Source organism: Caballeronia sp. LjRoot34, assembly GCF_964253815.1.
Classification (GTDB): Bacteria; Pseudomonadota; Gammaproteobacteria; order Burkholderiales; family Burkholderiaceae; genus Caballeronia.
On sequence record NZ_CAXUSB020000002.1, the window covers coordinates 2457437 to 2480437 of the forward strand.

General features: G+C 60.7%; 19 protein-coding genes and 1 riboswitch. Of the genes, 7 read left to right on the forward strand and 12 right to left on the reverse strand.

Annotation, left to right across the window (positions count from 1 at the left end; all coding sequences use genetic code 11):
* Window positions 1–102: 102 nt before the first annotated feature.
* Window positions 103–1134, reverse strand: a complete 1032-nt coding sequence (locus tag ACSQ36_RS30530) for an FAD-binding oxidoreductase (RefSeq protein ID WP_436184832.1) — start codon at window positions 1132–1134, stop codon at window positions 103–105.
* A 2-nt stretch (window positions 1135–1136) separates the two neighbouring features.
* The gene (locus ACSQ36_RS30535) at window positions 1137–2189 is read right to left on the reverse strand and encodes an aromatic ring-hydroxylating dioxygenase subunit alpha (RefSeq protein WP_436184833.1); all 1053 of its coding nucleotides are present in this window, start codon (window positions 2187–2189) and stop codon (window positions 1137–1139) included.
* 159 nt (window positions 2190–2348) lie between these two features.
* Between ACSQ36_RS30535 and ACSQ36_RS30540 the strand changes: the two genes are divergently transcribed.
* Window positions 2349–3290, forward strand: a complete 942-nt coding sequence (locus tag ACSQ36_RS30540) for a LysR substrate-binding domain-containing protein (RefSeq protein WP_436184834.1) — start codon at window positions 2349–2351, stop codon at window positions 3288–3290.
* A gap of 67 nt (window positions 3291–3357) precedes the next feature.
* Here the strand turns inward: ACSQ36_RS30540 and ACSQ36_RS30545 are convergent, their stop codons facing one another.
* A complete protein-coding gene (locus ACSQ36_RS30545) occupies window positions 3358–3585 on the reverse strand; it encodes a hypothetical protein (protein ID WP_436184835.1) in 228 nt (75 codons plus the stop codon).
* A 95-nt stretch (window positions 3586–3680) separates the two neighbouring features.
* A complete protein-coding gene (locus ACSQ36_RS30550) occupies window positions 3681–5339 on the reverse strand; it encodes an Nramp family divalent metal transporter (RefSeq protein WP_213764242.1) in 1659 nt (552 codons plus the stop codon).
* Window positions 5340–6473: 1134 nt separating this feature from the next.
* On the opposite strand from ACSQ36_RS30550, the gene ACSQ36_RS30555 reads away from it, so the two are divergent.
* Complete coding sequence (locus ACSQ36_RS30555) at window positions 6474–7040, forward strand: cytochrome b (protein WP_213764244.1); 567 nt, start codon at window positions 6474–6476, stop codon at window positions 7038–7040.
* Window positions 7041–7327: 287 nt separating this feature from the next.
* Here ACSQ36_RS30555 and mntP read toward each other — a convergent pair whose 3' ends face one another.
* Window positions 7328–7897 (reverse strand): manganese efflux pump MntP, encoded by a 570-nt coding sequence (gene mntP, locus ACSQ36_RS30560; protein WP_213764245.1) that lies wholly within the window; start codon window positions 7895–7897, stop codon window positions 7328–7330.
* Between the two features lie 25 nt (window positions 7898–7922).
* Window positions 7923–8100, reverse strand: a riboswitch (yybP-ykoY riboswitch).
* A 335-nt stretch (window positions 8101–8435) separates the two neighbouring features.
* Here mntP and ACSQ36_RS30565 point away from each other — a divergent pair.
* Window positions 8436–9017, forward strand: coding sequence for a transglycosylase SLT domain-containing protein (locus tag ACSQ36_RS30565; RefSeq protein WP_436184836.1), 582 nt, complete (start codon window positions 8436–8438; stop codon window positions 9015–9017).
* Window positions 9018–9236: 219 nt separating this feature from the next.
* Here ACSQ36_RS30565 and ACSQ36_RS30570 read toward each other — a convergent pair whose 3' ends face one another.
* The 4 genes from ACSQ36_RS30570 to ACSQ36_RS30585 all read right to left on the reverse strand — a co-directional run bounded on the left by ACSQ36_RS30570 (window position 9237) and on the right by ACSQ36_RS30585 (window position 13467).
* The gene (locus ACSQ36_RS30570) at window positions 9237–11426 is read right to left on the reverse strand and encodes an ATP-binding protein (RefSeq protein WP_436184837.1); all 2190 of its coding nucleotides are present in this window, start codon (window positions 11424–11426) and stop codon (window positions 9237–9239) included.
* Window positions 11427–11564: 138 nt separating this feature from the next.
* Window positions 11565–11951 carry a hypothetical protein gene (locus tag ACSQ36_RS30575; RefSeq protein ID WP_436184838.1) on the reverse strand — a complete coding sequence of 129 codons (387 nt, stop codon included), beginning with the start codon at window positions 11949–11951 and terminating at the stop codon, window positions 11565–11567.
* Window positions 11952–12227: 276 nt separating this feature from the next.
* The gene (locus ACSQ36_RS30580) at window positions 12228–12572 is read right to left on the reverse strand and encodes a hypothetical protein (RefSeq protein ID WP_213764249.1); all 345 of its coding nucleotides are present in this window, start codon (window positions 12570–12572) and stop codon (window positions 12228–12230) included.
* Window positions 12573–12717: 145 nt separating this feature from the next.
* Window positions 12718–13467, reverse strand: coding sequence for a response regulator (locus tag ACSQ36_RS30585; protein ID WP_213764250.1), 750 nt, complete (start codon window positions 13465–13467; stop codon window positions 12718–12720).
* Between the two features lie 246 nt (window positions 13468–13713).
* Between ACSQ36_RS30585 and ACSQ36_RS30590 the strand changes: the two genes are divergently transcribed.
* On the forward strand, window positions 13714–14472 hold the full coding sequence (locus ACSQ36_RS30590; RefSeq protein ID WP_436184839.1) for a response regulator: 759 nt from the start codon (window positions 13714–13716) through the stop codon (window positions 14470–14472).
* 125 nt (window positions 14473–14597) lie between these two features.
* Complete coding sequence (locus tag ACSQ36_RS30595) at window positions 14598–15899, forward strand: ATP-binding protein (RefSeq protein WP_436184980.1); 1302 nt, start codon at window positions 14598–14600, stop codon at window positions 15897–15899.
* On the opposite strand, the gene ACSQ36_RS30600 is transcribed toward ACSQ36_RS30595, so the two are convergent.
* Window positions 15886–18153 carry a response regulator gene (locus ACSQ36_RS30600; RefSeq protein ID WP_436184840.1) on the reverse strand — a complete coding sequence of 756 codons (2268 nt, stop codon included), beginning with the start codon at window positions 18151–18153 and terminating at the stop codon, window positions 15886–15888. The genes ACSQ36_RS30595 and ACSQ36_RS30600 overlap by 14 nt on opposite strands.
* A 608-nt stretch (window positions 18154–18761) precedes the next feature.
* Between ACSQ36_RS30600 and egtD the strand changes: the two genes are divergently transcribed.
* A complete protein-coding gene (gene egtD / locus ACSQ36_RS30605) occupies window positions 18762–19742 on the forward strand; it encodes an L-histidine N(alpha)-methyltransferase (RefSeq protein ID WP_436184841.1) in 981 nt (326 codons plus the stop codon).
* 475 nt (window positions 19743–20217) lie between these two features.
* Window positions 20218–21210, forward strand: a complete 993-nt coding sequence (locus tag ACSQ36_RS30610) for a hypothetical protein (protein ID WP_436184842.1) — start codon at window positions 20218–20220, stop codon at window positions 21208–21210.
* Between the two features lie 124 nt (window positions 21211–21334).
* Here ACSQ36_RS30610 and ACSQ36_RS30615 read toward each other — a convergent pair whose 3' ends face one another.
* On the reverse strand, window positions 21335–21631 hold the full coding sequence (locus tag ACSQ36_RS30615; protein WP_213764256.1) for an acylphosphatase: 297 nt from the start codon (window positions 21629–21631) through the stop codon (window positions 21335–21337).
* A 187-nt stretch (window positions 21632–21818) separates the two neighbouring features.
* Window positions 21819–23000, reverse strand: a complete 1182-nt coding sequence (locus ACSQ36_RS30620) for a hybrid sensor histidine kinase/response regulator (protein WP_436184843.1) — start codon at window positions 22998–23000, stop codon at window positions 21819–21821.
* Between the last annotated feature and the right edge of the window lies 1 nt (window position 23001).

The following is a 23001-nucleotide window of genomic DNA, read 5'->3' on the forward strand; positions in this document are numbered from 1 at the left end:
GAAAAATTAGTTTGCTTTACTAATCAAACTGCTCAACCAATGCGTAGAGTGACAGCGGTCGACGGCCGTGCACAACACAGCAACACCTCGCCGCCGCGCGGTTCATCGAGCGGTTTCTCGAAGTATTCGACCGTGCCATCGATCAACTGGCTGGCACAACATCCGCACAATCCCGCGGCAACTGAACGGCGGTTTAAACCCCTCAGCTCCGGCAAAATCCAGCAATGAATGGCATGACGGGTCCCACGTAACAGTCTTGCCGGAGGGCGCAAAACAAACCGTGGGCACGCATGCTTCGGATGTGACCGAAGGCTTGGGCGAACACGGCACGTTGATCTCGCCCAACTCAAGCATCGAAGCGGGCCCGAAGAATTCATGCCGGATACGAGCTTGATCGACACCAAGGCTACGCAGCAAACGCCAGTTCGTCTGCATGAATGGCGTTGGGCCGCATAGATACACGTCGTAGTCGTCGAGCGGCAGCAGGCGTTGCATGGTCTCGCGCGTAATCAGACCCTCGCTGTCAAAGCGCTGCTCCGCGAGGTCCAATGGTTCAGGCATGCGATAACAGACATGAGTCAGGACACCCTCCCTGCTCGCCTGCAACCGCACCACTTCATCCCGAAAAGCATGCACGGCGCCGTTTTCGCATGCGTGGATGAAATAGACACGACGCCTCGATGTCGCACACAGGCGATGCAACATGCTAAGCATCGGCGTCACGCCAACACCACCGCTTAACAACACGACTGGGCGATCGCTAAGCTCATCGAGTACGAACGCACCGGCTGGACCTGCGACATCAAGCGTAGCGCCCACCTCGATAACCCCATGCACATAGCTCGATATCAGCCCGTCAGGCAGGTCGCCCCGGTCCGCCGGCGCCAATTGATGCTTGACCGAAATACGCCAGCGTATGCGTTCGGCAGGATCGCCGGACAGGCTGTAATGCCGCAGCAAGCGCTGCCCGTCCGACCCGGTGAGACGCACCTGAACAAATTGTCCCGGTAGGAAAACCGGCAGCAATGCACCGTCCGCCGCTTCAAGCACGAACGACTTGATGACGCTGCTTTCCCGCTGTACGTCAACTACGCGCATCCGCTTGAACGCTCGCGGTTCTGTAGCGTCTTGCATGGCTATCGGACGCAGTCGAGCGTGGCAGGTTCCTGAGCCTGCATCTCCGCGTCGATCAGCCGTTGCAGGCTGCGTCGAAAGCGCAACGGCCCGGCGTCAAGCGGCAGGTCGAGATTAGGCGTTTGCCTGTTCGCCATGCCCGCGTGGACGGCCGTCAGGATCACGCGGTCCTCTTCGAATGCGTGACGGACGTCCTCGTTGAACTGACGCGACACGGTTTCATCGCGTTGATCGAAGTTGCGCATCTGGAACCAGAAATAGCGCGTGTTCGATTCATCGATCGGGGTCATGAAGTTGTATGAGTTCATCAGGAAGACGTGCTCGTGCAGCGGACCTTCGTCGGTACCTGTGCCTGCCGGCGTGAACACCGCTTTGATGATCGCATGCGATGGAAACCGCACCTCGTAATGCTGCTTGCGATCGCAGCGTCCCGAGAATTTCACGAAGCGCGCATAGAAGGGCGCCACGTCCACGTCTCGCATCCAGCGTGACACGATTACGCCTTCATTAGTCACCGTGGTTTTCAGCGGCTCGGATTCGCATGCCGCGTTGCCGAACGAGGACGGATGAACCCATGCAACATGTGATGGATCAAGCAGGTTATCCGTCACATACAGATAGTTGCACGCGACCGTCATTGCATCGCCCTGGTTCATGCACCAGGCAGGATCGTCCCATTCCTCGACTGCGAAAATAGTGTCTGCGTTCGCCTGCTCCGGCGAGCCCATCCAGATCCAGACCAAACCGTAACGCTCTTCGACAGGGTAGCTTCGAACCCGCGCGGCCGATGGAATCCTCGCCATGCCCGGTGCTCGTACGCAGGCTCCCGAGCAATCGAATGTGAGGCCGTGGTAACCGCATTCAATCTGTCCGTCCTGCAGGCGTCCCATCGACAAAGGCAGCTTCCGGTGCGGGCAAGCGTCTTCAAGTCCAACCAGCGCGCCTCCGGGTTTGCGATATAAAACCACCGGCTCGCCAAGCAGGGTCAACGGATGCAGGCCGTCGCCAATCTCACTGCTCCATGCCGCCACGTACCACACATTTCTTAAGAACATTGCCCCCTCCGTTCCATTCGGAAGACAACCGTTGAGGCCGTTCTATCCGTCTCATCCCTTGGGACTTAAGCTTAGAAACCCAAAATTGAAAAGAACAGAGGGCTTGAACTTTGACATCGTTTAGAATTTCTAAAACGACCTGGGCCCCACCCGCTAATCATGGACACACTTCCGCCACTGCGAGCGTTACAGGTATTCGACACCCTGGGCCGTTGCGGAGGCGTAGTCGAGACGGCGCGCCGCCTCGGCGTCTCGCCGGGTGCGGTCAGCCAGCAGATCAAGATCCTGGAAGATTCCTTGGGCATGCGGCTGCTGGCGAGAGAAGGCAAGCGGCTTCGTCTGACCGCAGCCGGCGTGCGTTATCACGAGACCTGCGCAGCGGCGTTCGAAAGCCTGCGCGTGGCGGGCGCCGAGATCGAGCGAGTCAGGAACAGGCGCAGCTTGAGCGTGAGCGCGCTGCCCTCGCTGCTGACAAAGTGGCTCGCGCCGCGCATCTACGAGTGGCAAAGAGAGCATCCGGAACTGGATGTGTATCTGGACGGCACGCATTCGGAGCCGTCGCCCGATGGTCCCGAGATCGACTTCCGCGTTACCTACGGCGAGCGCATCGATCATGCAGGCACTACGGTGGAGTTGTTTCGTGACAGTGTCGTACCCGTATGCAGCCCTCGGTTGCTCAACACCGGGCGACCGCTCGTCAAACTGGACGACATCTTGGCTTACCCGTTGCTGTCGATAGACTGGTTTCCCAAGTTCTCCTCGCCGCCGTCCTGGCGCGAGTGGTTTGCGGCCAAAGGCATTGATTGCCCCGAGGATGTGCGCAGCAATCGCCTGGTGTTTTCGTTGTCAGGACTCGCGATACAGGCCGCTATTGAAGGTCATGGTTTCGTGCTGGCGCAGACATCGATGATCGTCGATGACCTGAGTGCAGGCCGCCTCGTGTTGCCGTTTCCGGTCGGCGTCGCGCTGCCCTCGCCCTATTTCCTGACCTGGCAGGCCAGCAGCTTCGACCAGCCGCATTGCCGCGTTTTCCATCGCTGGATTCTCACGCGCAGCCGCGAACAGCAAGCGATTAACGACCGGTTGCTCGGTCCTGGGTAAGCGCCGTGCCCAAGAAGCTTTCAGGATGCAAACGCGCAGATTGTTGCCCGCGACCTTCCCGGACGCCCTACATACTGCCCATGAATTTGCCGAGGCAGTACTTTCCATACACCCGGCAATAGCCGGTGACGACCCAGTGTTTTTCAACGCTGATAGGCGACTGCGCCGATACCTGAATCAGGTTGGAAGTAAATGACCGCGTAGTGGGATTGAGAATGGCGACTAGCAGAAGAACAAGCAGCCCTATGAGGCGGCGCGCCAGGCTGATTGTGCGGCGAAGCTGATTTTGGTCCATCGCCAATCCTTCGTCGGCTATTGCATTGATTGTGCGCTTCAATAGAATGGACGTGGCACCGTCATAACGAACGGAGCCACGTCCGCGCATTACTCTTAGTGCAACCAGATCATCTGCACGACCTTTACCACCACCAGCCCAACCGCCACGATCAGGTAACCGCGAAGCACACCCATCCAGATCCGCTTTGTCAGCGTGAGGTTCGGCGGCGGCAGTTCATTCAGAGGCGGCATGCGCCACGTATCCCGCGTTTCCTTCAGATAGCGCTGCTCCGTGCGCCCTTGTGTGCCATCCGATACTTCGTGGCCACGTTTGCGAAAGACCACCATGGCCAGATATCCCACCACGGCCAATGCAGTTCCACCACCCAGCAATTCAAGAATAGTCTCGCCGCCGATGTCCGGATACACAACGGATGCCGTCAGGATAATCGACAACATCACCAGGACCCAAATAACAGCGCCCGTGAAAACGTTGAGCTTCTTCGAGTTGGCCCAAGGTCCCAGCACGGCTTGGTCGTTGCACAATAACAGCAGGAAAACCGTTGCGCCAGGCAACAAAACGCCCGCGAGTGTTTGCACGGCTTCCGTCAGCAGTCCAAGCGGGCTACCGGGAATGAGCACGAGTGCGGCGGCAGCCGCCACAATGCCGAAATAAACCAGATAGAAACCCTTTGCGTCCGACACACCACGATGCAGCGAGTGACGGATCTTGAATACGTCGCCAATGGCATAGGCAGTCGACAGCGACACCGCAGCAGCGCCAATGATGCATGCGTCGAGCAAGGCCACGGCGAACAGCGTGGCGCTCGTGCGTCCCGCGTATTTGCTCAAGTCCGCAATCACCGCGCCGGCGTCGGTGAAGTTACCGAACTCGGACTTGCCGGCGTACAGCGCCGCGCAAAAGGACATCATTGCCACGCCGCCGATCATCACGAAGACAATACCAATCCACAGGTCGGCTTTCTCATACTTCATGAAACGCGGCGTAATACGCTTGTCGACTATATAGCTTTGCTGGAAAAACAATTGCCACGGTGCAACGGTGGTGCCAACAATACCGATCACGAGCAACATTACGTCGCTCAGTTTGGACTGTGCCGGCCAGGTCGGTACAAAGAAGTTGCTTGCCATCTGCGACACGGGCGGATGGATCGACACGAGCACGGGAACAAGCAGCAAGCTCAACAGACATAGAACAATCGCAAAGCGCTCGAAACGTCTGAAGCTTCCGGTACTAACGGCCGCCATGGTCAGCGCTGCGGCAATGCACACACCCAGTATTTTGGAAATGCCGAAGAAATCCAGGACAAACGTAATGCCGATAAATTCGGTCACAATAGTGAGCGCGTTGAGAATAAACAGGTCGATGACGCTAAAGGCGCCCCAGAATTTTCCAAAGCGTTCGAAGATCAGGCGGGCGTGACCGACTCCGGTAACGGCTCCCAGACGCAGCACCATTTCCTGGTTAACGAATAGAACCGGAACCAGCAGCAGCAACGTCCATAGCAAGGTTGTTCCGTAGTTTTGACCCGCTTGTGTATAGGTGCCGAAAGCGCCGGCGTCATTGTCGCCCACCATCACGATCAGGCCGGGGCCGAGAATGGCCATGAGCGTGCGGATGCGTGCCCACCAACTGGTGCGTGCGCCTGTGTCATGTTGGGCGATGGTGCCGAGTGCACCCTTGATGTCGCCAACGTGCGCATCATCGAGCACAGCGCTGCGTGGTGGTAGAACCTGGGATGGAGTGGACATTATTATTTTCCAGAAAGCGTGGGTGGCCGATAGGGATGTGCCGTACTTATCCCGTGTACGAACGACGCGAGTCATCCCTTGATGAAGCCCAGGAGACCCCGCGCGGTGTACACGGGAACGTTATTAATCAGGCGTGAAAGATGAATTTTCGAAATGCGCGCCATGCGCTAGCGCAGCGATGCCGGCGGGTGGATTCCAGCGACAGCATGGCGTTGTCGTGAAGGGGTGATTCCTGGACGTGCGGACGGTGTGAGACGAGCAAACCGAAGTTCATGATGCTTCTCCGACTATTGGCTTTTCAGTGGTTGGAAAGCCAGCAGAACGGTATTCGGACACGCAATGCGTGCGACGAAAAGGATCTACTCGCCTTCCCTGGCAAAAGTGAAAGTACTGCGGCGTATGGGATAACTGTCACTGTCCGGCATGGCGGCTCCTTTGTTGCGTATGCACGCACGTCATCATCCGCACGGCGCACTTTCTATTCCAAAGGCGCGAGCGGAACCAGTCACGAGTGTTAGCTCGCAACGCGATTCGTATGGACGCGGGCAATCCCGACGTCAATACGCTTGTTTCAAGGTGCACGGATTATTTACTGCGGCGCGCACCGTCTGCCTGCTGGCAAGACGGCGGCTAGGGAATCAAGCGCGAACGTCCTGCCGGTCAGGCAGAGAAAAACTTCGAAGGTCGACTACTACAACTGTCCAAGGCATTAGCCCCGTTTGTTACGATGCCCGGATTCTAGGCGCGCGCTAAATATCAAGTCAACCCCATTCGTTAAGCAGAGCAGAAATAGTTTTAACGCATTGTCGATGCGTGGTTATTACGTCTTTAAGACTTCATTCTTCGCACCGGGAGCAATACGCGGGCAATGTATGCGTAAGCATAATGAAACGAATTACCGGCTGAAGTCGGCGTTGCTCCCGACTTAAAGGGAATGTCGACTATGCTGCTTTTCACTGAGTTGAACCCCAGCTCGCTGCCGGCGATCTCTTAGTGGGTACACGCGTAGAACTGCCGCTCGTCGGATGAAACCAATCGGCGTATGGTGGAGTAACCCGTGGAGCACGCAATAAGGACACGCGTAAGGAAAAGGCGAGACACGGCCCACGCCGCAATCAACCGAAGGAGGCGACCATGAACATCGCGAATTCGTCCGCCGCGCCGCTCGATGCAAGCGCCGGTTTGCCGCGTTATTCATCCGCGCAGATCGCTCTGCACTGGGTAATCGGGTTGGCGATCATCGTCATGCTCGGTATTGGTCTCTACATGGCCGGGCTGCCGAAAGGCCTCGCTTTCAAGTCGAGCCTGACCAACTTCCACAAGTCGCTTGGGATGACCGTCTTCCTGCTTGTGCTGATTCGCATCGTGGTTCGCCTGGTTGCAGGCCGGCCTCCGCTTCCCCCGATGCCAGCATGGCAACGCGTCGCCGCGAGCATGACGCAAGGTCTTTTATACGTGGCGATGATCGTCATGCCGCTGACCGGTTATCTCGGCTCATCATTCAACAAGTTCAGCACGCGTTTCTGGGGCGTCCCGCTGCCAATGTGGGCCTGGGACGACCCTGGCTTGCGAAAGATTTTTTTCACGGTGCATATGGTCAGTGCCTGGGTGTTGATCGCACTGATCGTTCTGCATGTGGCCGGTGCGCTCAAACATCAGTTGATGGACCGCGACCGGCTGATGGAAAGGATGCTGCCATGACGAGGCCCGACAGATCCTTGAGTGACGGACACAGCAAGGGTCCCGTCGGATGAAAATCGAAGTGCTTGGTTCGTCTAAACTATTTTGTAACCCTTATTAATTTGCAAAAAGCTCTGCCATGAACAGTCCCCTGGTTTCGACGCGCGTCCTGGCATCGGCACTCGCTGCGCGACTGCCGGCACAGACCGCCGGACGTCCCCTCTAAGCGAGGCATTGAACGCGGTCGCGACAAGAATCTCCACGCACAAGAAGGAGCACCTTGCCTCAGCCAACCACAATCCGCTACTTCAACTCATATATCCAAGGTGCTCGGCCAGGATCACCGACCCGATAACAACAAGAATGAGCCCGCCCGCAATCTCCGCGCGCTGCCCCACGGCCTTGCCCAGAAAACGCCCGACCATCACGCCCAGGGTCACCATGATCAGCGTCGCCAATCCGATAGTCGCGGCGGTCGACAAGATATTCACATCGATAAAAGCGAGTCCCGCTCCCACCGCCATCGCGTCGATACTCGTGGCGAACCCGGTGAGCGCCAGCAGCCAGAAACCGTGACTGTTGGGCTTCTCGACGTCCGGCGTGGGCGCGCGCAGGCCGGACGTGATCATACGTACGCCGAGCACGAGCAGCAGGCTGAACGCGATCCAGTGATCCCATGAGGCGACATACGGAGCGGCGGTCTTGCCGAGCGCCCAGCCAACCAGCGGCGTGATGGCTTCAATCACACCGAAGATCAGGCCGGTACGAAGCGCCTCGCGAATCCGCGGACGATGCAGTGTGGCGCCCTTGCCGACCGCAGCGGCGAAGGCGTCCGTCGACATGGCGAAGGCGAGCAGGAGAGTAGAAGCAATATTCATGGGGATGTCAGGATGTCGTTATGGCATTCGGGTCGGGCGAGAACATGCGATGCAGCGGCGAGCCCGACCGGTCTCGCCGCTGCATCGATGGTCTTGCCAACCCAAAAACTAACGGCTGCTCATGCCACGGTTCGATCGAACCAAGCGTGTTGACATGAGCGCTTCCAGCGAGTGGAAGCCGGCTACTCCCCAAAGACGGACGGAGGCTACCATGTCCGAAATGAATTTGTAAGCTTTCCCCGGCGAGATGAAGGGACACTCCCGGGCCGCTTCCCTCATGCCTGTTGAGACGGATCAAGGCTCCGCACCGGTCCACACCGCGGACCAACCCAGATAATTTTGCCGGTCGGCAAAGCGGTCGCCAAAGTCCAGGCCAATACAATGCGGCCGGCCAAGAATGGCAAGTCTCCCGATCGAACCGCTGGGCAATACCAATCGCCGAAAGCGTCCAGACCCGCTCCCGCAATAGCAAACACATGATTTGCAAGGATTTTTCTCGTCGGTATAATGCGACCTTCCTTTCCAAGGCCACTTCCCCATGAGCAGACTCCTTTGGCTTGCTGCGCTGACGTTCGGCGCGATGCTAGGACCGGTGCAGGGCGCGGTGGCTCAGGAACGTGCCCCGGAAGCCGCCCCGCAAGACGCAGCAGCCAGCGACGCCACCGCCGAAGCCACTCATCAGGTCTCCCGCCTGATCTCCCAGAAGTTCGGCGTGGCGCGCGCAAAAGCGGAGCAGATTTCAGCCGCGGTCATGTCAGCCGCATCGAAATACTCGCTCCCTCCCGCCCTCCTCCTCGCCATCATCTCCGTTGAATCCCGCTTCAAGGAAAAAGCCCGAGGCGCCAATGGCGCAACCGGGCTGATGCAGGTCGTGCCGGCCGCTCACAGGCAACTCGTGCGCAACATCGACTTGACGGAAGCAACCGCGAATATTGAAGCGGGATCGGCGATTCTTCACGGTTATGTCCAGTCCGCTCGCGGCGATGTGGGCGCAGCCCTGAAGAGCTACGGCGGTTCGAAAGCCTACGCGGAAAAGATCAGCCTGCGAGCCAAGGCGTTCGCTCCTCAATTCGGCTCCGATGCCGATGCCAACAGCAACACCGGAACGACCGGCGACTGACTCTCGGCTTTAGCGCTCTGAAGTAACGTAACCACCACCGATCAACTCCCTCTCATTGCACGGCGCGAAGCGATCCTTGCTGATCTGGCAAAGGGCCGCCCTCACCTCCCATGGGCCTCGATGAGGGAAACAATAATCCCATTGCCGCCGTCCCTGTCCAACGAGGGATGTCTCGGACTACTCAGCGATTTTTTCACACGCGAATACCGCGTCGATGAGTTAGCGCAGCACCAGTTCCCGCAGTTCGTCGATATTGAACGGCTTCGCAAGAATGGTCACCCCCGTGTGGCGTGCGCGTTCGAATTCGTCGGCATAACCGGTCATCAATACAATCCGTTGCAAGGGCCAGGTGCCGCGCACTTTCTCAGCCAGGTCGATGCCGTTTAACCGGCCAGGCATTTGTATATCCGACAACACCAGGTCGAAGCGGCTGCCTTCGCTGAGCAGGTCGAAGGCTTTGTCGGCGGTGAGTTCGTGGCGCACATCGCAGCCAAAGGTGGCGAGCACCGCCGCCACGCCCGCCGCAACTTCCTCGTTGTCTTCCACCAGCAAGATCGAACCCGGATGCAGCCGCGCAGGCGCAGCCTTGTCCGGCGAATCCAGCGTACCTGGCGAATCCGCCGGGTACGCCGCGTCGTCCGGCGCACTCACCGGCGCGGCGGATGGAGCGTGGTATCGGGGCAGATAAATCCGCACGGTCGTGCCGCGTCCCGGCACGCTGTCAAGGCGCGCGGTACCACCCGCCTGCTCGCATGCCGCCAGCACTTGCGCCAACCCCAGGCCCGTGCCCGAGCCGCTGAGCTTGGTCGTGAACAGCGGCTCGAATGCACGCCGTGCGGTCGTTTCGGGCATGCCCTCGCCGCTGTCGGTGAAGGCGAGCAGCGCATATTCGCCGTCGGGCAAAACGTTGTCGGCGGTCACGCGAACATTCTGGCTGCGGATGACAAAACGGCCGCCGTGGGGCATCGCATCGCGGGCATTCACAACAATGTTGATGATCGCGAACTCGAGTTCGGTAGCGTCCGCGCGAACCTGCCACATGTCCGGCGGCACGTGCACTTTCACCTGGACCTTCTCCCCCGCCGCCGTTTCGATCAGCCCGGCCGCCGCGGGCAGCCAGACAGCGAGGTCGATCGGCGCCTGCTTGAGCGGTTGCTTGCGTGCGACGCTGAGCAAGCGTCGTGCGAGCGCTTCGGCACCGGCGGTCGCGCGCTCCACTGCCAGGACTTCCCTTTCAAGCCCATTGAAATTCTTGCGCCGTGCAAGCTCCATATTCGCCGCCACCACCATCAGCAGGTTATTGAAGTCGTGCGCCACGTTGGCCACCAGATTGCCGAGCGCACCCATGCGCCGCAATTGCCGGCTGGATGCCTCGGCCGAAAGCCGCATGGCGACTTCCGCCTGCCAGCGCTCCCATGCAACCTGCTGGGCCCGCAACTGGCGCAGCGAAAACAGCACGAGCAGCCAGACCGCGATGCACGGCGCCGCCGTGATCACCGCGATCAACGTGTAGTACTGCCGCCATTGCGCGAGGATTGCGGAGGCTGGAATGGCGCTTGTCACGTAAAGCGGGTAGTCCCCCACACGACGAAACGCCACCACGCGCTCCACGCCGTCAATACTTGAGCGTATCCGCAAGCGCCCGAACAGTTCGTTGTTGCGCATGGCGCTGGTGAAAGCCGTGTCGTGAGCGTGGGTAATGCCGGCGCGGTTGGGCGGCTCGCGCACGAGAATGCCGCCGTCGCGGCGAAACAGGCCGACGCTCATGCCGGACTCACCATTCGACAAATCGCGATAGAAGCCCGCGAAATAATCGCGTTTGAGCGCGATCGACACGACGCCGCCAAAACGGCCGTCGTTCAGGCTGCGCCCGACGCTGGTCGTGAATACGTCGGCTTGCTGGACGCTGCCGAGGAGCGGCAGGGAAAAATACGGGTCCGGGCGGATGGAGCGAGCAGAGGTAAAGTCCTCGCGATCGGCAATCGACACGGCCGGCACCGGAAAATAGCGGTTGCTGGCGAGCATCTCACCCGTCACGCCGAAAATGGTGATGCCCGCTACTTGGGCGAACGATTCGCCGATCGCGCTCAGGCGGTCGTGGATGGCTTTCTGATTTGCGTGGATCTGGGCGTCGTCGCTATCGGCGAGCATTTCGACAATACGCGTCGAGATTTCGCGGTTGAGGTCGAGCACCTTGACGGCTTGTTCATCGGCGACACGGGCCACGCGATCGGCAATGTCATTGGATTCGATCATGCGGCGCTGGTAATCGTAATAACCGTAGCCAAGCAGGAACACGATCGGAAAAAGGATCGATGCCGCCAGCACGACCAGCAGCATTCGCCGGGTCGCGGCGAAATTGCGTAACGGCAATGGCAAGTCGAGTGCGGCGGAATCCGAAGAGTGCAAAGCGTCAGGGCTCCAAGGTTGGTTCGCTCGCGCCAGGGTTGGTCAGCAACGCGCTCGGGGCGGATCTGCCGGCGCTCAGCGGCCGGCAGAATCCGTCAGCCCGATTCCCCAAGGACCCAGGCGAAACACCCAACCCTGTTACTGCGGCTTTGACATTGTCCCACTACCATTTGGTGATGCAGCGGTCGAGTTGTTATTTGTGCTCGAACTATTCCCCATGTTAGGCGTGGAGCCTGTCCCGGTTCCCATCCCGCCGCCCACTGCGGTGCCTCCCGGCGCACCACTCATTCCCGCGCCGTTGGTGCCGCCGGCATTGGCTCCGCCCACCCCTCCTCCGCCGCCGCCCACGCCTGCACCACCGGCCGACCCGCCACCTGATGAACCACCGCCCGCACCGCCACCGCCACCGCCTGCGCCACCGCCTGCGCCGCCTCCGCCACCCGCCTGCGCATAAACACTGCCCGCACCACCCGACAGGCCCAGTACCAGCGCAGACACCAAAATCTTCTTCGTTACGTGTTTCATTGCAGCCTCCTTGAAATACCGTTGAGTGCGTTGCGCAGGACTGACGTCGCAACGCTCGCTCTCATTCCAGTGCAAGGGGCATGCCGCGCAAGCGGCTGTTCCACGGACGGTAACGCTTGCCTGGCGGGCATTCCGGGGATCGTGGGCCAGCAGTATTTGTGACCTTGGATTGGTTTTTTGACCAGCTTTTGCCCCACACGTCGATTCGCGCGGGGACTCGGCAAAATAAAAAACCGGGCTTGGCGGCCCGGTTTTATCATCTCGAGTGGTTCGGTTTTACCAGCCTTGTTGCTGGTAATAACCCTGCTGCGGCGGCGGTCCGCACGGTACATAAGCACGGCGGTAATTATCGAAGCAGTATCCCGGCGGCGGGCCAGGTTGCGCGTAGGCCGGCTGTGCATAGACGGGTTGCGCATAGACCGGCTGATACACCGGCTGTGCATAGACAGGTTGTGCGTACGTCGGCTGAGCCACAGCGGCCCCCACCACCGCGCCAATCACCGCGCCGCCCAGCAGCGCGCCGACGACCGCACCACCGTCTCCGCCACCCCCGTGTGCGGACGCCTGACCTGACATGGCAAGACTTCCGGCCAACACCAACACTGCTGCTACGCGTTTCATTTGAGTTCTCCAGATCCCGCGGTCGGGACTATGGAACTGATCTTATGCGGGTACAGAAGAAATAACTGATGCAGTTGGTAACGGATCATTTCAGCGGATACATATTCACAAGTCGCTATTCACGCACAAGGCCCCCGTGCGTCCTTCACGCCTCGGTCGATGCCCGCCGGATAGCACGCTCCACCGCGCCGGTCTCGCCGTGCGGCACGAAGATGTAGCCCTGTCCCCAGACCGTCTGGACATAGCGCGGATCGGATGGATCGGCTTCCAGCAAGCGTCTCAGCCGCCATATGGATACGTCGAGGCTGCGGTCCCGGTACGTTCCCGCCTGACCGCGCAGCTTCTCGTTCAATTGCGCACGCGTGAGCACGACCATCTCGTTTTTCACGAAGATCTTCAGCGTGGCGAATTCACCGGAACGCAATGGCACACGTTCGCCGTTGTGACGCAGTTCACGCGCGGCAAAATCGACTTCGTAAGGACCGAAGCGATAAGGCGGCCGGTCCTCCGGCGCACCCGGCGACGCCGCGTCGCGACGTCTCAGGACCGTGCGGATGCGGGCGAGCAGTTCGCGCGGATCGAAGGGTTTGGCCAGGTAATCGTCCGCGCCCAGTTCGAGACCGATCACGCGGTCGATTACATCCGAGCGCGCCGTGAGGAAGATCACGGGGATGTCGTCGCCCGCCGCCCGCAATTCGCGCAACGCACTGATGCCATCCAGCTCCGGCATCATCACGTCGAGCACGACGATGGATGGCCGCTCGACGTCAAGACGTCGTTTAAGCCCCGTACCGTCGTGCAGCACCGACACTGCAAGGCCATTGCCTTGCAGGTATTCGCGAACGAGGTCGCGCACTACGGGGTCGTCGTCGACGAGAAGAACATGATGGGTCATGCGATTCATTCTAAGACGCCGACACGCCTTTTCGCGACGCTGATTCCTTTCCGCTTCTTTCATCGAATTGCACGGAAAACGAGGGCTCGATACGTAGGATCAAAGCGCCGAGCCGCCCGGGTCAATGCATACGGGCTTTTCAAGCCACCCCGTCAGGTCATTTTGCGGGAGCTTCGAGTAAGAATCGGTAACCATCTTTGAGTGGATGAAAAACCGTACTTTTACGATGCCAGCTAAAATTTCACCATGACTACATCTGTATTGATCGTCGATGACGACCCGGCGGTATGCGACCTGCTCAGCCGCTTCCTGAAAGCGCGCGGACTGGACGTTTCCGTCCTTCACGATGGCGCCGGCCTGCGCCGGGAGCTGGAATATGTACGCCCGTCCATCGTGGTGCTCGACGTCATGATGCCGGGCATGGATGGCCTCGCTGCGCTGCGCCAGGTGCGCGCCGCCGGTGACGACATCCCCGTGATCTTCGTCACCGCGCGCGACAGCGTGACGGACAAGGTGGAAGGTCTGGAACTCGGCGCGGACGATTACCTGCCGAAACCCTTCGACCCGCGCGAACTGCTCGCCCGTATAGACACCGTGCTGCGGCGGCGCGCGCCCGCATCAACAGGACGGCCGGAAGCCTGCGCGAGCGAACGCTTCGGCCGCTTCGAGCTCGACTTCGTCACGCGTGCGCTGGTGAGCGGCAACGAGCGCGTTTCGCTGCGCGACAGCGAATTCGCGTTGCTCAAGGTGCTCGTACGGCATCCGTACAAAGTCCTGTCCCGCGTGCTGATCCACGATCTTGTACATCGCGACGACAGCACCTTCAGCGACCGCAGCCTCGACGTGCCAATCTGGCGGTTGCGCAGGATCATCGAGGAGGATCCGGCCAGCCCGCGCCATGTGCAGACGGTGCGCGGCCAGGGTTACGTGTTCATTCCCGATCCCGACGGTGCGCGCAACACGCAGCCGGCGCCCGCCACGCCCGATCACGCGTCTACGGTATGAGACTCTTCGGCACGGCGCGGGGTCACGATTCACGCGGCAGCAAACTCGCCCGCGCCGGGTCAGCTCGCGTCTGGAATCGCAACGGATCGGGTCGCGGCAATCCGTTCAACACGCTGTTCGGCCGCATGGCGCTTATTTCGCTGGTCGTGCTGTTTGCCGTGCAGGCCTGCTGGTTTGCGGTGCTCACCGTGCAGCGGCCGCATCACGACGCAGAAGGTTACGCGCGTGGATTGATGCTTGTACTCGCCGCAGCCAACGACGACGCGCGTCAAGGCGTGCGGCTCGCGCCCGCGTTAAGCGTGCAGTTGGTGTTGTCATCGAACCTGCCCGAAGGCATCACGCTGCGCGAGCCCGACAACGGTCCGGTCGTGCATTTGTTGCGTGAGTTGAGGAACGTGCTGCCGCCGGGCACGCGCCTCGCCGTCGATGGCCCCCGGCACGCGCAGCGTCTCTGGGTGCGTTATCCGAACAGTCCGAACTGGATCGTGACGCCGGTCGACCTGCCGCCCGCGCCGCCTATCCTGATTGAATCGGTGGGTATGTTGCTGGCGGCCGTCATCCTGTCGCTGGTCGCGGCGTGGCAATTGCAGCGGCCGTTATCGCGCGTGGCGCAAGGCGCGCGTCAGTTCGGCGCGGGCGAGCGGCCGGTCCCGGTAGACGAGCGTGGACCGCGTGAGCTACGCGACCTGATCCGCGCGTTCAACCAGATGATGCGGCGGATCAACGACGCCGACGACGAGAAAGCCGTCATGCTCGCCGGCATCGCGCATGATCTGAAAGCGCCGCTCACCCGGCTAAAGCTGCGGGCGAGCGTCCTGGTGCAGGACGACGCCGAGCGCTCGCATTTCATTCGCGACATCGACTCCCTGACGCGCATCGTGCAGCAGTTCCTGGAATTCGCGGCCAACGCGCCGACGAGCGGACCGGCGATCAACGTGGACGGTTTTCTCGCGGAGCAGTTTGCGCAGGACGAAGCAGGAGACACCCCCCTGTTCCGCCTCGACCTGGGCGCCGGCGATGCATTTCACTTGCCGCGCACCTTGCTGGACCGGCTGGTGACCAATCTGGTCGATAACGCGCTGGAACACGGCGCCCCGCCCGTCGACATCAGCACGGGCAAGCGCAACGGCGAGTGGTTCATCACGGTGCGCGATTACGGCGACGGGATTCCGCCCGAGCGTCTGGACGATGCCCGCAAGCCGTTTGTCCGCCTGGACCCGGCGCGCGCGGGCGATGGTCATTGCGGACTGGGACTCGCCATCGTCGGACGCCTCGCGCACGAACTTGGCGGCCGCTGCGATATCGGCAACGCGGCCGACGGTGGCCTCAGCGTGAGGATCGTCATTCCGATGGCCGAACCCGCCCGCGTGGGCTGCGCCGCGGCTTTACACACCGGCGGCGTGCCCGAGGCCGTCATGGCTTCCTGAACACCGCCTGTTCGAGTTCATCGAAGTTGAATGGCTTCGGCAGCAGGGTCGCGCCGCTCAGCTCGTCGCCAAGCTCAGCCGCAATGCCCGTCCCATAACCCGATGCCAGCACCACATGCACGCGCGGCTGCAAACGCTTCATCGCGCGTGCCAGGTCGAGGCCCGACATGCCGGGCATGCGGACATCGGTGAGCAGGACATCGAATAATTGCTGCGCGATCAGGTCGAACGCGGCCTGCGCACTGTCCACCGCCAGCACTTTCGCGTCGAGCAATTCCAGCAGCTCGCGCGTCGCTTCGCGGGTGTTGGCGTCGTCCTCCACAATCAGGACCCGTAGTGGCTGAGGCTCAAGCGGCTCAGGCGCGGCGGGCGCGTGAGGCATCTCCGGCGAGGCCGGCATATCGGGCGCGTCATAAACCCGCGTGCGGAACATCCAGCGCACCTTGCGGGCCAGTGCATCCCGTCGATACGGCTTGCTGATCAACGCCACCCCCGGATCGAGCCGGCCACCGTGCACGATCGCGTTTTCGGTGTAGCCCGACGTGAACAGCACTTCCAGCGCCGGCAGCATTTCCTTCGCGCGCCGAGCCAGTTCGACGCTGCGCATCGGCCCCGGCATCACGACGTCGCTGAACAGCAAATCGACGTGCACGCCGCTTTCGAGCACACTCAGCGCGCTCTGGGCATCCACGGCTTTGAGCACCCGGTAACCCAGCTGGGTCAGCATGTCCACGGCGGTCGCGCGCACGTTCGGATCGTCCTCCACCACCAGGATCGTTTCCCTGCCGCCCGTCACCGGATCATTCGCGGCTTCGACGCGCACAGCCTCGTCTTCCATCGAGCGCGGCAGATAAAGCTTGACCGTCGTACCCTGACCCGGCTCGCTATAGAGCTTGATATGGCCACCGGTCTGCTTCATGAAGCCATACACCATGCTCAAGCCCAGGCCGGTGCCTCGGCCTTCGGCCTTGGTCGTATAGAAGGGCTCGAAGGCGCGCGCGAGGATCTCGGGCGTCATGCCGCAACCGGTGTCGGAGACGGCAACCATCACGTACTGGCCGCTCGCCAGGTCGTCGTGATGGCGGGTGTACTCGTCGTCGAGCATCGCGTTGCCCGCCTCGACGGTCAGGCGGCCCGCGCCGTCCATCGCGTCACGCGCGTTGATCGCCAGGTTCACGATCACGTTCTGCAAATGATTCGGATCAGCAAGCGTGTTCCACAAGCCGCCCGACACCACCGTTTCCAGTTCGATAGTTTCGCCGAGCACGCGGCGCAGCATGTCGTCGGAACTGCGCAGCAGCCGCGAGATATCCAGTGGCACCGGTTCAAGCGGTTGCCGGCGCGCGAACGCCAGCAATTGCGACGCGAGCTTCGCGCCGCGCTCCACCGCTTCATGCGCGCTCGCGAGGCGCCGTGTCAGGGTTTCGTTGCCGTTCGATTCCTGCACGGCGAGCTGCAGGTTTCCGCCAATGACCTGCAGCACGTTGTTGAAATCGTGGGCCACGCCGCCGGTCAGCTTGCCGATAGCGTCCATTTTCTGCGACTGCGCCAGCGCAGCCGCCGTTTCACGCTGCTCTGCTTCGAGCGCCCGAAATGCCTTCGACACCTCATCAATGCGCTCCTCCAGCGTCTCGCGATGCCGTTCCAGCGCCTCGCTCAAGCGCTTTTGCTCCTGCAACGCGGCATCGAGCGAACGCAGGCCGAGCACCCGCTCGGTGATATCGCGGGAAATCGATACGAACCATTCCACGCCATCCGGCCCGTTCACCGGCGACACCGACACATCCCAGTATTTCAGCGTGCCTTTCGCGGTCGGCCGGAGCGCTTCGAAGCACGAGTGACGGCCTTGGGCGGCGTTATCGAGCGCTTCTACCACCAGATGCCGCGATTCCTGCGGCCACAGCGACGCCCACGACTCGCCCTTGAGGGGCGCGAAGTCATCGATTTCCATCAGGCAGATGCCGTTGGCGTTCATGAATTCGAGCGTACCGTCGAGCCGCAGGATCTTGATGCAGTCCGTGCTGCCGTTCAGCACGCTTAGGAAAAACCCGCCGGAATCGCCCGAAAAGGCAGCGTTGTTATCGGACAGGTGATCAGTAGCGGGCTCGGGAGCGGCCGGTATCGCGCCGTGAAAACCGAACGGCTTGTCGGCAGGTGCCTCAGGCTCGGGCTGCTGGACCGGCGCCGGAATGCTGTACGCACCCGTGTCGTCGAGACGTGCGATCGCGGGATCGGGACTAGCTGAGTCGGTCATGAATCGGGCACTGAAGAGAGAACGGCGAGGACAGCGCGAAGCATTTTTTAAGTCGATGCGCTGCAACGTGATCGGGAATGGAAAGCAAGCATTGCGCCAGTGGAGAAAGCGGTGCCGCACGCGTCGCTGAGGCTTTCGCAGCGCCCGCTTCGTGCGGGGATCGCCCGACGGCGTTTACACGGCGCGTGTAAAAACTGACGGGGGCAGGTAGTTATTGCGTGATTGCCCAATTTCGGGATCGCTTCAGCGTGATATTGGAGACACCGGTACAGTCGGTTACGTCGGGAAATTTGTTGGCCTGACCTCGACCTCTTTTCGTAAATGTAAATGTCCTGGCGGCTTTTGCCGGGCGGTGCATGAAAGGGCGTGTTTCGGATCGTTTAGCCACGTCACCGCGGTACGATGCGGGTCCTTGAATCAGGAGACGGAGGCGCCGTGCGCGCTTCTTGCTCACCTAAATGCTTCGCTCCCCGATCGCGCGGCGCCTGTCGCGGCCGTCAGGGCCGGAACGCCGATCGCCCCTTTCTCGTCAGGTGTTTTTCGACGCGTAATTCTCATCATGAATAACCCGCCGCGCGCGCTGCACCGCGGCAACATGGAGACGCCTCATGCCTCAAGCTACGACGCAGGCCGTTCAGTCGCCGCGCTTTTCCTCACCGTTTGCCGCAGCCGTTCATGAAGGCCTCACGCACGCGCCGCAAAAAGAATTGCCATCGATGTATTTGTACGACGAGGTGGGCTCCGCCTTGTTCGAAGTCATCACCGCGTTGCCGGAATACGGCGTGACGCGTGCTGAAGAGCGTGTATTGAACGCGCATGCCGCCGATATCGTCGCCGCGTTGCCGCGAAACGTGACCGTTGCCGAACTGGGCAGCGGCAGCGGCCGGAAGACGCGGCGAATCCTGGAGGCGCTGTGCAAGAAGCGGCCGACCGAATACTGTCCGATCGAAATTTCGCCTACCGCGTTGCAATTGTGCCGGCGGGAGTTGGGCGACATCGAACGGATTTCGATCGTGGGCTACGAGCGCGATTATCTGGCCGGGCTGGCAGAGGTCAGTGCCAACCGGAAAGAGGGCGAAGTATTGCTCGTGCTGTTTCTTGGCAGCACGATCGGAAATTTTGCGCGGCTGGCAGCCACGCGGTTTTTGAAGTCGATTCGCGCCATGCTCAAGCCGGGCGATTCGTTGTTGCTCGGAATGGATTTGCTCAAGCCGCTGGATGTGCTGATTGCGGCTTACGACGATCCTATTGGCGTAACGGCTGCGTTTAACCTGAATCTGCTTGCGCGGGTCAATCGCGAACTGGACGCGGACATTCCGCTGGACGCGTTCGAACATCTTGCACGCTTCAATCCCGATGCCCGCAGCGTGGAGATGCATTTGCGGGCAAAGCGCCCGGTGAGCGCCACCATTCGCGCAGCGGGATTGAGCGTTGAATTCCGCCAGGGCGAGACGATCTGGACAGAGAGCAGCCACAAATATCTCGCCGGGGAGGCGGGGCCATTGGCGGCGGATGCGGGATTCGAATGCACGAGGCAGTGGCTGGACGACGAATGGGAATTTGCCGAGAGTTTGCTGGTAGCGCGGTAACGCGGTTGGTTACTCGCGATGGACGTGGAGCGGGGGTTGAAGGCATAGCCCCGGGCTTGTTCGAAGCCCGGGGATTTCGTGTTGTTGTTTTGATTCGATTAACGCCCGCTTTGGATAAGTCTGCTTGATGTCACGAGGGTCACGAGGGTCACGACGAATGTAGAAGCGCGAGTCGCTTGAAATTCTACGCCCATCGCTCAGCATTACTGACCAATATGCTACTCTGATCGATTCACCTTCCCGGCATCGCCGATACGAGTTAGCCTTCGTTCATGCCTTCGTAGAACGAACCATGGCCGATGCAGTCCCGGCGGCGACGTAAACAGGAAATAGCGAAGATACAAGCTCGAAAAAGGCAAAAGGCCGCACGGGGCGGCCTTCTGTCTCTTTGGCGTCATAGGGTCCTGAGGGCTGTCGGAAAACCGAGAGCAAAACAAGACTTATTCCCAGCGCTTACGAGAAAGATCATACCGCAATGAACAGTTTGAAGCAAATCCACGTTGCGAGCGCGGTGAAGGCGTTATCTCACGCAAGATTAAGTAACTACCGCACTTTTTTTGCCGCTGCCGACGACCGCGCGGCCTACGGCCTCTACTGCTGGAACGAGGCCATCTCCTCTGCACTCTCGAAAGTACTTGGGTTTACCGAGATCGCGCTGCGCAATCAATTTCACGCGGCCTTGAGCAGTCGCTATGGCGTGGGCACAACGCTCTCGCGCGACTGGTACACACATCTTCGCTTAAACCAGAAATCAGCGGATTCGGTCCGCAAAATTACGCACGGGCGCCGCCGGGTGGGGGGAGCATTCCAACTGGTTCCACGCATCCCGGCACCTTCCCCTGATGACGTCGTATCGAAACTCACCTTCGGTTTCTGGCCGCATATTCTCGACGTTACCCATGACAACGGCAATCAGTTGCTGGACTGGTCCGCCATCCTGGTTGATGTTGCGCCAGGACATCGACACAGCTCCAACGCGTTTTGGAGCCGGCAAAAACATCGAGACGCATTGTTTGCACGGATCGATTTTTGTAAAGACTTGCGAAACCGCATTGCCCATCTGGAACCGGTGTGGAAAGCCGGTCCGCTGATGACCGAGGGGCGCCCCCGAACAGGGGTGGTTATCCGTGTGGAGCATTCGGCGCCATCAACACCCGGCAAGGCCTTATCTCGTCTGCAAACGGGATATGACCGGGTCCTCGACTTATTAAAGTGGCTGTCACCGGACCTGCACAATGTCTATATGGCGGGGGAGGCCCACCCACGTTTCACGGCGCTCAACCAGATCCCCGCGCTCGAAGCGTACAAGCGACACGGTGGTCATCGGCGCGTTGCGCCCGTGGATTTGAACGCGCATCGTTCGTTGCGGCGCTTGAAGAAGGCATTCAGGAACGTGCGCCCACGTCATGGCGCCGCTGAAGTTTGTCACAATGGACGGCCAATCGCCTGGTGGATTCCGATTGGATAACCGGCGGAGTAACTAGTTGAATAACTAGCTGAGTAATCGGCAAACGGCGAAAGCAACCGGCCAAGGCGATTGAGCCCGGCGCGCCGTGGGACGCGTTTGCCACCGGCATGCTCAAACCACCCTTTCAGTGCTGCTCAAACCGTTCAAACCGCTTCTCGATATACCGCTCCTCGCTGGCCAGATCCGTGACCCGCGCGTGCGGCGGCCCCCTGCGCAGCCATTCAAGCATCAGGTCGACCTGATTTGCCGGTCCCTGGATCATCGCTTCAACCGATCCGTCCTCCAGGTTGGCCACCCAGCCGCGAACACCCAGCGCATGCGCCCGGCGCACCGTTGCGTGGCGGAATCCCACTCCTTGCACCAAGCCCTTCACGTGCACGTAATACGTCTCTATTCGAGTATCCAGGTCTGGACTCGGCATCTTTGCTTCTCCCGATTAGTGCTGATTCGCCACGCCGCCAGATTTGTGCCGAAGGCACACCCCGGCAAACGCCATCAGGCCGCATTTTAGACAAGACCAGAAAAACCGGCAGTGCGCATGGGATAGCGGCGTCCGCACAACGCGAAATCAGTGCAGGGGCGAAGGAAGGGCCGACGAACCCGCAGCGTCACCCCAGCCGGAACGGCTGCGCACCCTCGGCCGTGTCTCCGCCCACCCGCCGCGCCACCGCTTCGCGCGGCAAGGTCACTTCGAATACCGTGCCGCTCTCCGCGTCGGAGCGTACGTCCACTCGCCCGCCATGCATCTGCGTAATCTCGCGCGTGATGTAGAGCCCAAGTCCAAGGCCGCCGGTTTCCTGCTGCGGCCGCCCCGACCGATACGGCGCGAAAATGGTCGGCAATACATCGACGGGAATCTCGCCTGCGTTTTGCACGCTGATCAGAACGTCGTCGGCAGCGTCGCCGTTCAGACGTACCTGAATAGCCGAGCCGTCACGCCCGTGCGTCAGCGCGTTGCCGATCAAATTCGAAAACACCTGCGACAACAGATCGCCATCGCCCTGCAACAGCGTATCGCCATCGCGGAAAATGAAGATGCGGCCCTTACCCACCCGTGCTTCGTATTCTTCAACAATATTCTTCGCCAGCGTCATCAACTCCACTGACCGCGGCTGCAGCGTCACACGCCCGCCGCGCAGCCGCGCGAGATTGAGCAACTGGTCGACCATGCGCACCATCCGCATGCCGCTGCTCTTGATGCGCGTGCCAATATTGGCCACGTTCTCATCCGGCACGAACCGCGCAAGATATTCCGCCGATGCAATCACCGCCGACAACGGCGTGCGCAGGTCGTGGCCGAGCACGGCCATGAGCATTTCGTTGGCATCGAGAAGTTGCTGGACGGTCGCGAGTTGCGCGGCGAGCTGCTGCTTCTGCTTCTCGATCTGGATGAACACATCCACCTTCGAATTCAGGATCCGCGAGTCGTACGGCTTGTACAGGAAGTCCACCGCGCCCGCTTCATAACCGCGAAACGTGCGCCCGGTGTCCTGCGCGGTCGCGGTCAGGAAGATGATCGGCACATGCGCGGTGCGCGGGCTGCCGCGCATCAGTTCGGCGAGTTCGAAGCCGTCCATGCCGGGCATGTTGACATCGAGAATGGCGAGCGCGACTTCGTGCTTGAGCAACAGTTCGAGCGCCGCCGGCCCCGAACCGGCCGCGAGCACCGAGATGTCCGGCCGCGCCAGCGACGCTTCCAGCGCAGTGATGTTGTTCTGCACATCGTCCACGATCAGGACGTAAATGGGCGGCCTGAGCGGCTGCCTGACAGATTGCCTGATGTGTTCCATT

Bases quoted from the DNA above. Each gene is read 5' to 3' on its own strand.
- ACSQ36_RS30530 (WP_436184832.1), bottom strand. From the start codon at position 1,134: ATGCAAGACGCTACAGAACCGCGAGCGTTCAAGCGGATGCGCGTAGTT.
- ACSQ36_RS30535 (WP_436184833.1), bottom strand. From the start codon at position 2,189: ATGTTCTTAAGAAATGTGTGGTACGTGGCGGCATGGAGCAGTGAGATT.
- ACSQ36_RS30540 (WP_436184834.1), top strand. From the start codon at position 2,349: ATGGACACACTTCCGCCACTGCGAGCGTTACAGGTATTCGACACCCTG.
- ACSQ36_RS30545 (WP_436184835.1), bottom strand. From the start codon at position 3,585: ATGGACCAAAATCAGCTTCGCCGCACAATCAGCCTGGCGCGCCGCCTC.
- ACSQ36_RS30550 (WP_213764242.1), bottom strand. From the start codon at position 5,339: ATGTCCACTCCATCCCAGGTTCTACCACCACGCAGCGCTGTGCTCGAT.
- ACSQ36_RS30555 (WP_213764244.1), top strand. From the start codon at position 6,474: ATGAACATCGCGAATTCGTCCGCCGCGCCGCTCGATGCAAGCGCCGGT.
- mntP (WP_213764245.1), bottom strand. From the start codon at position 7,897: ATGAATATTGCTTCTACTCTCCTGCTCGCCTTCGCCATGTCGACGGAC.
- ACSQ36_RS30565 (WP_436184836.1), top strand. From the start codon at position 8,436: ATGAGCAGACTCCTTTGGCTTGCTGCGCTGACGTTCGGCGCGATGCTA.
- ACSQ36_RS30575 (WP_436184838.1), bottom strand. From the start codon at position 11,951: ATGAAACACGTAACGAAGAAGATTTTGGTGTCTGCGCTGGTACTGGGC.
- ACSQ36_RS30580 (WP_213764249.1), bottom strand. From the start codon at position 12,572: ATGAAACGCGTAGCAGCAGTGTTGGTGTTGGCCGGAAGTCTTGCCATG.
- ACSQ36_RS30585 (WP_213764250.1), bottom strand. From the start codon at position 13,467: ATGACCCATCATGTTCTTCTCGTCGACGACGACCCCGTAGTGCGCGAC.
- ACSQ36_RS30590 (WP_436184839.1), top strand. From the start codon at position 13,714: ATGACTACATCTGTATTGATCGTCGATGACGACCCGGCGGTATGCGAC.
- ACSQ36_RS30595 (WP_436184980.1), top strand. From the start codon at position 14,598: ATGGCGCTTATTTCGCTGGTCGTGCTGTTTGCCGTGCAGGCCTGCTGG.
- ACSQ36_RS30600 (WP_436184840.1), bottom strand. From the start codon at position 18,153: ATGACCGACTCAGCTAGTCCCGATCCCGCGATCGCACGTCTCGACGAC.
- egtD (WP_436184841.1), top strand. From the start codon at position 18,762: ATGCCTCAAGCTACGACGCAGGCCGTTCAGTCGCCGCGCTTTTCCTCA.
- ACSQ36_RS30610 (WP_436184842.1), top strand. From the start codon at position 20,218: ATGAACAGTTTGAAGCAAATCCACGTTGCGAGCGCGGTGAAGGCGTTA.
- ACSQ36_RS30615 (WP_213764256.1), bottom strand. From the start codon at position 21,631: ATGCCGAGTCCAGACCTGGATACTCGAATAGAGACGTATTACGTGCAC.
- ACSQ36_RS30620 (WP_436184843.1), bottom strand. From the start codon at position 23,000: ATGGAACACATCAGGCAATCTGTCAGGCAGCCGCTCAGGCCGCCCATT.